Source organism: Xylanibacter ruminicola Ga6B6 (genome assembly GCF_000687715.1).
GTDB classification, from domain to species: Bacteria; Bacteroidota; Bacteroidia; order Bacteroidales; family Bacteroidaceae; genus Prevotella; species Prevotella ruminicola_B.
In genome coordinates, this window is the sequence record NZ_JHXD01000041.1 from 1 (window position 1) to 9,387 (window position 9,387).

At 44.5% G+C, this 9,387-nt stretch carries 9 protein-coding genes; all 9 read right to left on the reverse strand.

The genetic code is table 11. The features are described 5' to 3' along the window. Positions 1–94 precede the first annotated feature (94 nt). The gene (locus T500_RS0114440; protein WP_028908692.1) at positions 95–2,761 is read right to left on the reverse strand and encodes a BT4734/BF3469 family protein; all 2,667 of its coding nucleotides are present in this window, start codon (positions 2,759–2,761) and stop codon (positions 95–97) included. A gap of 19 nt (positions 2,762–2,780) precedes the next feature. Next, positions 2,781–3,098 (reverse strand): hypothetical protein, encoded by a 318-nt coding sequence (locus tag T500_RS0114445; protein WP_028908693.1) that lies wholly within the window; start codon positions 3,096–3,098, stop codon positions 2,781–2,783. A gap of 101 nt (positions 3,099–3,199) precedes the next feature. Then, complete coding sequence (locus T500_RS0114450) at positions 3,200–3,643, reverse strand: hypothetical protein (protein WP_028908694.1); 444 nt, start codon at positions 3,641–3,643, stop codon at positions 3,200–3,202. Positions 3,644–3,660: 17 nt separating this feature from the next. Continuing rightward, positions 3,661–3,939: a hypothetical protein gene (locus T500_RS17080; protein WP_155267580.1), complete on the reverse strand. Its 279-nt coding sequence runs from the start codon at positions 3,937–3,939 to the stop codon at positions 3,661–3,663. 241 nt (positions 3,940–4,180) lie between these two features. Then, complete coding sequence (locus tag T500_RS0114460; protein ID WP_155267581.1) at positions 4,181–4,837, reverse strand: hypothetical protein; 657 nt, start codon at positions 4,835–4,837, stop codon at positions 4,181–4,183. 260 nt (positions 4,838–5,097) lie between these two features. Next, the gene (locus T500_RS0114465) at positions 5,098–6,132 is read right to left on the reverse strand and encodes a hypothetical protein (protein WP_036909246.1); all 1,035 of its coding nucleotides are present in this window, start codon (positions 6,130–6,132) and stop codon (positions 5,098–5,100) included. Then, on the reverse strand, positions 6,113–7,147 hold the full coding sequence (locus tag T500_RS0114470; RefSeq protein ID WP_028908697.1) for a hypothetical protein: 1,035 nt from the start codon (positions 7,145–7,147) through the stop codon (positions 6,113–6,115). Before T500_RS0114470 ends, T500_RS0114465 begins: the two co-directional genes overlap by 20 nt. Next, the gene (locus T500_RS16130; RefSeq protein WP_051612095.1) at positions 7,144–7,602 is read right to left on the reverse strand and encodes an ORF6N domain-containing protein; all 459 of its coding nucleotides are present in this window, start codon (positions 7,600–7,602) and stop codon (positions 7,144–7,146) included. The genes T500_RS0114470 and T500_RS16130 overlap by 4 nt, the downstream gene beginning before the upstream one ends. A 165-nt stretch (positions 7,603–7,767) precedes the next feature. Beyond that, complete coding sequence (locus T500_RS0114480; protein WP_028908698.1) at positions 7,768–9,165, reverse strand: hypothetical protein; 1,398 nt, start codon at positions 9,163–9,165, stop codon at positions 7,768–7,770. Positions 9,166–9,387: the final 222 nt, after the last annotated feature.

Sequence of the window (9,387 nt, forward strand, 5' to 3'; positions counted from 1 at the left end):
TTCTTCTCTTCTGGAATCCTTGGATTTAAAATTCTCATAAGTCTAACACATTTATTAAGTTTCTAAATGTGTCAACCTATATCAGTATAAGACATTAGAGCATTGCCATACCAGTTTTCTTATACATCGCCTTGGTGGTTCCGTTATCTACAAACTCGTCCACCTTCACTACCAGATTGTCCTTCATCATGCGCACCACCCTTGTTCGAGCCGAGGTGTTGTTCTTCAGCGCGAAGCACTGAATCACATCGTCGATTGTAAACTCCTCAGGCAGACGGTTAAAGGCCTCGATGGTTTTGGCCCTGCGTGGCGTGTTGGCAGCAGCATCGCGTGTCTTGTCGTCAAAATACTTCTCGGCAAGCGCTCCAAAGTAATGACGCTGGCAGGCGTACTGTATAGTTACTATCAATTCTGCCAATTTCCAGTCTGTAGCGTCAGTCTCAAACTGGCCACACCAATACTGGCCGTCCTGATGAATATCTGCCCAATGGCGCATCACTATAAACGGTGCTGAAAAGTTCAGCCCATGATAGGCGCAGCGCTTCAAGAGCATTTCATCGGCCTTGCTGTTGTTCTCTGCTGCATCAGCCATGCGGCGGGCAGTCCAGTCGTAGAGCTCGTCTACTATCTTCTGAACTGAGAGTTCGCCCTTCATCCTATCCAACTTGAAAGCCCACTCCTTCAGCCTGCCGTCGCTCTCAAAATCCACATGACTCTCGCGCGTCATCATCTCAAAGTTGGTGCTGGGCAGCGGTATACATGTCAAGCGAGTAGCGAGACCAGAGCCAAAATTCTGAGCATTTACCTTCTTCTTCAGAGCCATAGGAGTACCCGTGTAAATATAGTTCCAGAACACAAAGAAGTTCTGTACTACACTATCCAGATTAGAATACGCCTGACCATCCTCCTCGTTATGGAAGGCTTTCAGTTCCAGACTCATCTTATCTATCCACGAACCACCCTTCTGAACGGTCAACGTATTGTCGAGCTCAGTATCAAAGGTCAGCATATGCAACTGCATTTCCTCGCCATCTACCACCTCCACGGCATTCACCATATCCTGTATGAACTGGGCATTCGAAGTACGAGCCGGATGCACGCGGAACAGCGCCTTAGGCTTCTGTGGCTTCTCCTTGTTAGCGCCCTTGGTCTTCATTTCCTCCTTATAACGGTTGATAGCTGCGATACCAGCCTTATCTGCTGCCACCATAGGTGCCGCAAGGAGCTTAAACAAGCGGGTAGCGAACGATTTACCACTAGCAGGATCGCCAATAATCAGCGTAGAGTTATTAAGTCTGCGCAACTCTTCAGGTCGATGATAGAAGCGATAAGTACACCTTGTCATTAAGGTCATCATCAATCCACCAGCCACAAACACAGCCGCAGGGTATTGATTCTTTTTCAAGCCCTTGCAGATGTCCTGCAACAGCGGGAAGTCAGGCATAAGAGCCTCTATCTGATTACCCCAATCCCAAAGCCAGCGCTCAATATCTACCTCCGTCACCGCCGCCGAGGTTGACGTCTTGGCTTGCGTAATCTCTTGGTACGTCTGGCCTGTCGCCTCCTTGATTGCATCCTGCATAGCCTTACTGGGCTGCTGACTGAGGTATTTCTTCTCCCTCTCAGCCATTCGCTGAGCGGCACTGGAAACAGTCTGCTCCACATTCTCATCGCGTTCGTCGATGATCTCCTGCACCCACTTCTGCGCCTTGAGCATCTGCAGGGTCTTCTGCTTGTCACCATCATACATGATGAGCAGGTCGCTTGCCAGTTTAAGACTCTCGTTGTGGCGGTTACTGTCGGCAGCGCATGGCAGTTTGTCGCCATAACGCAGGTCAATAATACACTGTACATCATAGCCCTTCCACGTCAAATCCAATGTCTCAGCATCCACAGTCCTGACAGTCTCAGTCCCTTGTTCACTACCCTCACAGGCCACAGCATCAGTCTTAGTATCAATACCACTATCAGCCCCATCGCCAGTAGGAAATTTATGAAATAGCGGCTGGGTCTGTCTTTCGCGATACTTGGGAGTGTACTCCCTGTCGAAATCTTCGTCATAATAATCAAACAATAAATCCTCATTAATGTAAAGTATATCCTCCTCTTTTGGAGCGAAACTATTTCTAGTAGCATCAATACAACTGGAGTCGGCCTTATAGCCAAGTTTTTCAGCAAAGACTATCTGGTTATCAGCCAAATTGCCTTCCTTGATGTCAGCAGTAAAGATGATGCGAATGCCCTTCTTCGAACTGGTGATATGCGCCAGTGCCGTTCGGGCCATCAGTTCTTGATTAGCATTCAGGGCCTCGAATATTTCCAGCGGATTATCCACATGGTCAATGTCGAGCATTACAAGTCCATTCAGGTGACAGTCAGCCAACCTACGATGACAAAAGGGATTGCCATTTGCCGTAGGCGTTGCATCAAACTCATAGCAGCTAAATATAAAAGCTGTCAAGTTATCCTTCAACTCCTGTGCAAAAGCCAGCAGACGCTCCTCATCCGTCTTGTCGAAGAACTTCTGGCGCGCACTTTGCTTCTTTAGTCCACGCTTCTTAGCCAGAAACTTACCATAGTCCTCATTCTTCAGCCACTTATTGATGACCTCAGAATTGTGCTGCTCCACAGCCTCCAGTATCTCCCTTCGACTGTCAATCTTCCAGACAGTAGAAGCGTCCCTCACACTGTCCCAGAACTTCTCTCGGCTGCACTTAACAGCCTGAGAGAAGTGAGTGTTTTCCTGATAACAAAATCCCATATTAATCCTCCTTTCTTAATTATACATTATCCAGAATCTCTTCTATCTCCAGCGACTGCATGGCTGAATTCAGCTCGCGATGCATTACCACATCGACCACACGACGGCCAAGGTCTTTTCTTACGCTGTTATAGAACTTGTAACGCAGGGGCGTCTCCTTCAGCCAGCCATTCTCCAGCTGGCACACCACACGTTCGTGGCGATGGCGCGGATGGCGCTGATATGCCCTAAAGGTTACTTTACCCGTCCACTCGTCTCTACGAAGTGAACCTTCCACACACTTGCCTTCTACAAGGCGCTCTACCACTTCTAGTGGAATCTCAACATACTTTCGCATAATCTTATCGAATTAATGAGTGAAGGTTGTGTTAGAATTTGGCCATTTTCACTACGTAGACTTCCTTCACCACACTCCGACTCGGTTAATGCTTACTTTTACTAGTCGATTTCGTTTTCCAGATCCTTCAGCATCTTCTTGAACTCCTTGGCACCTTCTGCGGTGTTCAGGTCAAGAATCTTTAAACCGCACTTAGGCTGCTGGCGTTCCTCTGCCTGAATCTCTTTCAGCATCTGTTCAGCATCCTCAGTAAACTTAGGAGTCAGAATATCGAACATTGCCATTGCGTCGAAGCCCTTTGCCTTAGCAAACACCTTAAGGTATGCCACCATCTGCGACAGAGCAAAGGTTCTTACGAATGTTCCGTGATAATCGAATCCATAACCCATCATTTGCTTTGCCAAAGCTACTCCAAGTTTATCACCCTCGTCGTACAACTTTGCCAGCTGTTCAAATGGCAACTTAACGCCATCTACAGGGTTCTCACCACGGCCATAAACCAACTTGTTCAGACCATTACCAATCATCTTTTTCTTCTGTTTCATAATCTTTTTTTTATTGTTTAACGTATAACTATCTCTGTAGTGCCTTTCAGGCGCACCACACCTCCCCCATTACCGGCATTCTTCATACCGTCGCTCATCTGCCACTGCTTGCACTTGAACTTCTGTTCTACCTTTATCATCATCTGTGCACAGACTCTTGTGCCATCTTTTTCAATGCACTTGTGTTGACAACTGGCGCAGCAGCGCTTTACTTTCACACCGTGAGCGTTCTTGCAGGAATGCAAGCGACCTCCGGTCGAGCGGCTTACGCTCGTAATTCTAATCTCTTTTGTCATATCTGTTGTATTTTATAATGTTTGTGACTTCTAAACTTTCTGCCTCCACATCCGACTCGAACATTGCGGCCAGATCTATCAGCGTTCCAACGTAGATAATTCTTCGTTTCATTTCTTTTAAATTTTCGTTTTACTTCTGATTTCTGATGCAAAAGTACATCGATTTTTCATGCATGCCCCTCGATTCCGTCACTCCGTCAAAACTCCGTCAAATGCTCCGTCAAATAGATATTTTTCTCCGTCATTTCTCCGTCAATATCATGCTTTTCACTATCTCCCAAAACGTATCGCATAGTTCCTTCTGAGGATTCTGTTTCATGTCGTAGTAAGCCTCGCCACGATCATCCTCATCTATTTCTCGTCCAAAGTTCTTCGAGGTGTTCTCGCCTATCCTCAGTCTCTCAGGCCAGTTGGCAGGCGTAATCTCCTTAGCAAAGTAAAAGAACCCAGTCTGTTTCAGGCTTTCACCCACCAAACGATCTCTTACCACCATGAAGATAGACAGCCAGTGACGCGTATATACAAATAGATGGTAATTTTCCAGTAGATAGCTCATGCTTCGTTTCAGCACATTACGACGCTCCTCCTTGGTCATTTTCTGAAAAACAAATCTCGCCTGATCATCAGCCGTACAGCTCAAGCCTGTATGGTGCCAGGCCTCATCCTCCTCTTCCTCGTCTTCAGGCAGAGGTATCAATGGTACATGATAAAACTCACGTACCTCGTTCACCTTCAAAATCACATCACGCTTACCATAGATAACAGCATTTGCCAGTAGCGCACAAAGATAATGTTCAGCCAGTGCAAAGCACCCCACGTTCATTGCCAGTTTCAGCAACTGTTTCTCCTGAAGCCACATTCCATCCAAAAAGATGTACTCACTAAAATTCTTTGTCATTGTTGTTCGATGATTTGCGAGATATGTGGAGGTGTTCGAACTTTATCTCATGAGAACTCTCACAAAACTCGAAGTTTTACAATACTATTAATTTAATCTCTATCAGGATTCAGGTGTTTATTGCGACCCTCGTCAACTGATTTCGATTACAAAGTTATTGCGTTTATCGTAGCAAAAACAAAAAAAACACCTCGCATACCACAAATGGTATACGAGGTACTAAGTGTTTTATAAAAAGGTATACGATGTTGGTATACTATTTAGCTTTTTTTCTTGTGAGCGATGTACAAATCGGGCTTTTTAAAGTAGTAGGTATTATCCGATTTTACAGTTCTACCATCCATTACCACAAACTCATTACGAATAGTATCGGCTTGGGCCTTATAATCGAGGGCGATTTTTGCCGAGGTAATGGTCTTTGCATCCCAATCAAGCGAATGGGTGTTTTTAAATGCAGGCTGTATATGCTTAAAATTTTTAGTATTTGCCGACCAACCATACACATCATCTACCCAGTTTATAAAGTGCACATCCATCTCATCCTCAAGCCATTCTATCTCTTCTAAGATACGATGCACCACAAACCAACTTGGGATATCCGATTTGTTCGACAGCAGCTTAGGTAAAACAGCTTTTACCTTTTCTACATCTATCACCTCTTTAAATATTTTATCCCAGGGACTGGCTGACTGTTCTGCCTGATTATCACCATACAAACTACTTTTGTAGTCCTGATATGCGTCGTAATCAGCATCAAAACCTAATCCATCGCCTTTACCAGTAAGGATTGATGTTATGAGTGCTATACAGCCCACCTTTTGCATCATATTCTCCGATTTAGCCGAAAGTTTGCCTTCTGGTCCGTATAAAAGCTCTGCCAGTTTGGGCCATTCTTCATAGTTCTCTTTTACGTTTATCCACCAGTCGTAAATATCAGTCTTTGCATACTCCTCTACCAAATTTTCACGCAGCTGATGCAACTCTATCAGGAAGTTCTGGCCTTTAAATGTATTGCGATACATCGATTGCAATTCAGGCAATGGCAGCAGGTAAGCCCGCATCAAATCCTGTATAAACAGTACTTTATTCTGGCTCATCAGCTTGCATTGTTCTATACTGGTTAACAATGCCGCATTGTTTAGTATGGTTCTATAATCCTGTTGTAGACGAGTTATAAAATCGTCAAAACAGAATAGGTCGTCAGCACAACGCTGCAGTTTTTCAATTCTGATGTGCATGGCCCTGGAGCATGCTGCCAGCCGCCAGTCTTTCAAATCAAAATCTACCAGTGCCATATCTTTTTGAATGGTATTTCAAACTAATCCAGTCATCTATATACAAACGGCTGATATTAAAATCTCTCGACGACATATCGATATCAAACTTCTCAGCTATCTCATAAGCCTTGTTAAAAACCTCACTATTGTACTTAATTCTGTCGCTACTATCCATTTTTTCGGGTATTCTCGACTGTAGAAGCTTTGTAGCCATCGCCTGTAACTCTTTGGCGCAAGCAATATAGTTTGCAGGATAATCGTTTTGGAAAGTACCACACAGAGCATCAACTATCGATGCCTGTTCTCTATCTAAGCCCAGTTCCTTTGCGCGCTCCTTATGCTTAGCAGCATTTTCCAGACACTCCAAGCCATCTTCAACCTCCAAGTTTGCTTTGGTTATCTCATCAAAGCCTTCATTTATGGGCAACGAATTGAAATAATAATCCTGCTCGGCCGAATTATACATCTCTGCCTCGTCGGCAGCCGCCTGTAACATAATACCAACCACACGCGATGAACAGCGGCGATAAGGCGAATTTCTTACCCACTCAACAAGTGGCTTGTTATCAATTGCAAACGACTCTTTCAATATTCTCATTACACCAGGATACCTGTCCTGCATATCTTCAATCAATTCGTATGCATCGTTATCATACCCCTCGCCAAAATAGTAATCCTCCCATAATTGCTCACGGGCCAACAAATGGTGTGATAGTATTCCCATGTCAAATGCAAATTTGGCAAAACAGCGTTCTTCCTCAGGCAAATGTGCAACTGACGATTCTACAAAATCCGTTTCAATCGCATTAAGCATCGGATTATCATTGTTGGGATTGTCTGTCTCTACATCCAAATATTGGTTAGCCAGCCATTCTGCAGCTTGACAATTATCGCTTAACGCCAGTAGGCGTTCCATATTCTCCCACACCAAGGTACGTTTCTCCTCGGCACTCATCTTTGGTAACGAGGTCAGATCGACGTCCTTAAAGACCTTCTCTCTGATCTCGTTTAACAGTTCTTTTACATCTATCATATTAATAGTTTACAATTTGTTATTTTAATAGTTCTATTATCAACTCTGGCGACACTTCCATCTTTCATTCCTATACCATTGCGAGTAAACACATGAGGGAGAAACTTCCTATGTTGTCCACGACCATTCTTTAAGATCGCAATTTGCGATGTTAAAGTACTCCATTCATCTTTTGAGAGTTGGAACATAAAGTCTTCAGGAAAGCGGTTGATATTGCGCTTAACCTGCTCGTTGAGACGACTTGTGGAAACTCCATACAGCATCGCCAAGTCAGAGTCAAGCATAACCTTTTGTCCTCGCACTATGTGGATAAGACTCTCGATATTTATATTTTGGAGGTCAGCGCTCGGCCCTACGGGACGCTTGCCTAAGCAAGAATTTGTGATAACCTCTTTTGACTGGTCGCATTTTGCGACCGGTTCAGCCTCTTTTTGGTTTTTGTTGTTCTTAGCCATTGATTAATTTCTTTATTCAAGCACACAAAGGTAAAAATAATCCTGCACCTAACAATGGATGCAGGATATATATTAAGAGTTTTTAGCAGATGGTCTGGGGTTTGTTGTCGCGATTTGCGATATCAAATCTTTTAAGGTCACAATATGACAGTCCCTGACATATTCTTACTGCCATTTCTGAGCTCGAAACGCTGCCCATCGCTTTTCAAACGAAGCGAGATGCTGTTGTTTTAGATCCTCTGTCAAGAATGACTTCGTGATGCTCAAGCGGAAGAGCTGCTCCAGTTCGTCAAGACTGAGATCCCATGCCACTACTGCTGCAAAAACATCATCGACATAGGGGTTGCCCTCTAAGTAGGCAGGGTCGTCGTCGCAAAGCACCACACTAACTCCCTGACGGATATAGTCTTTGGCAGGATGCTGGGTGAGGTCAGCTGCATAACCCAGGTAATGGTTCGAGATGGGACACACCTCCAGGGCAATACCCTCTTGTTTGACTTGCGCAAGTACATCGGGATATTTATACAGATTGAAACCGTGACCTATACGCTCTGCACCCAGCGACAGGGCACTGCTTATCTCAACGTTGTCTGACTTCAGACTCTCTCCTGCATGAAGTGTGATGTGCAGATTAGGATTCTGGGTACGGGCATTAGCCAACAGCTCTTGAAATTCCGTAAGTCTCACACTCAGGTCTTCTTCATTGACCAAGTCTATGCCGACAAGGAAATCCTTGAGCCCGGCTATGGTGTCCTTCAGGTTCAGGCTTACATATACGGCATTATCAATAAGCATTTCATTATATTGCGTTTTGTCATACGCATCAGTCTTGGCCTTGAGTCCACAGCCAATAATGCGCACGCTGAACTCGGGATTCTTCTTGCGAGCAGTGTTCATGGCACGATAGATAGCACGGCCTCGCTCCAAAGCCGCAGCATGGTCGCCGAAGAACAGCGGCCTTATCTCCATGTGAACCACACCCTGATTAAGATAGAGATTGAAGGCGCGTGTGTAATAGTCCTCTAACAAAGAAACCGATGATGTCAGGTTTATATTTTTGTCAAAGATACCCTCAAACCAGTCCCATGCCCGCTGAGCCCCTGCACCTTTTATCGTCCAAGCGCGGACGAAATCATCTTGCGTGCATCCGCTATTCAAGGCATCGGCCATTGTCTTGTATCCTTCGGGGCAAGGCGTACCGTCGCCAATATAGCGCAACATGCCAAAGTCATTTCCCTCAACACAGCAAACAACCAATTCGTTTGGATGATCGCTTACAAACTTTATCTGCTCCACGATGGGCAACATTGCATCACAATGCACATGCAGGTCGGCTCCCTTAGGCATTGCCTGACACATTCTGTAGAGCGAACTTTGACGGAACGATGCTTCAGGTTCAAAGAAATTCGCCTCAGCCAACTGATAGCTTAAATACGATGATTTATACTCGTCGAAAGCCTCTTGAGTGGACAAATCTTTTACCGGGTTATCGACAGTGTTATCGACCGTACAACCAACCAGAGCCAATTGTAATGTAAGTGATACTAGTAGTAGTTTTTTCATTCTTCCAATTATGTTAATTTGATTGTACAAAAGTAGTAAAAATCCAGCAGAATTCAGTACTTTTGTGGCAACATTTAAGATGATTTAAGTATATTTAATCGTCCGATCAACACTATACAGGGAAAGACATGTCTTATACTGATATAGGTTGACACATTTAGAAACTTAATAAATGTGTTAGACTTATGAGAATTTTAAATCCAAGGATTCCAGAAGAGAAGA

Excerpts from the sequence above, each read along its gene's own strand:
- T500_RS0114460 (WP_155267581.1), bottom strand. The coding sequence starts at position 4,837 with ATGACAAAGAATTTTAGTGAGTACATCTTTTTGGATGGAATGTGGCTT.
- T500_RS16130 (WP_051612095.1), bottom strand. The coding sequence starts at position 7,602 with ATGGCTAAGAACAACAAAAACCAAAAAGAGGCTGAACCGGTCGCAAAA.
- T500_RS0114445 (WP_028908693.1), bottom strand. The coding sequence starts at position 3,098 with ATGCGAAAGTATGTTGAGATTCCACTAGAAGTGGTAGAGCGCCTTGTA.
- T500_RS0114470 (WP_028908697.1), bottom strand. The coding sequence starts at position 7,147 with ATGATAGATGTAAAAGAACTGTTAAACGAGATCAGAGAGAAGGTCTTT.
- T500_RS0114480 (WP_028908698.1), bottom strand. The coding sequence starts at position 9,165 with ATGAAAAAACTACTACTAGTATCACTTACATTACAATTGGCTCTGGTT.
- T500_RS17080 (WP_155267580.1), bottom strand. The coding sequence starts at position 3,939 with ATGACAAAAGAGATTAGAATTACGAGCGTAAGCCGCTCGACCGGAGGT.
- T500_RS0114465 (WP_036909246.1), bottom strand. The coding sequence starts at position 6,132 with ATGGCACTGGTAGATTTTGATTTGAAAGACTGGCGGCTGGCAGCATGC.
- T500_RS0114440 (WP_028908692.1), bottom strand. The coding sequence starts at position 2,761 with ATGGGATTTTGTTATCAGGAAAACACTCACTTCTCTCAGGCTGTTAAG.
- T500_RS0114450 (WP_028908694.1), bottom strand. The coding sequence starts at position 3,643 with ATGAAACAGAAGAAAAAGATGATTGGTAATGGTCTGAACAAGTTGGTT.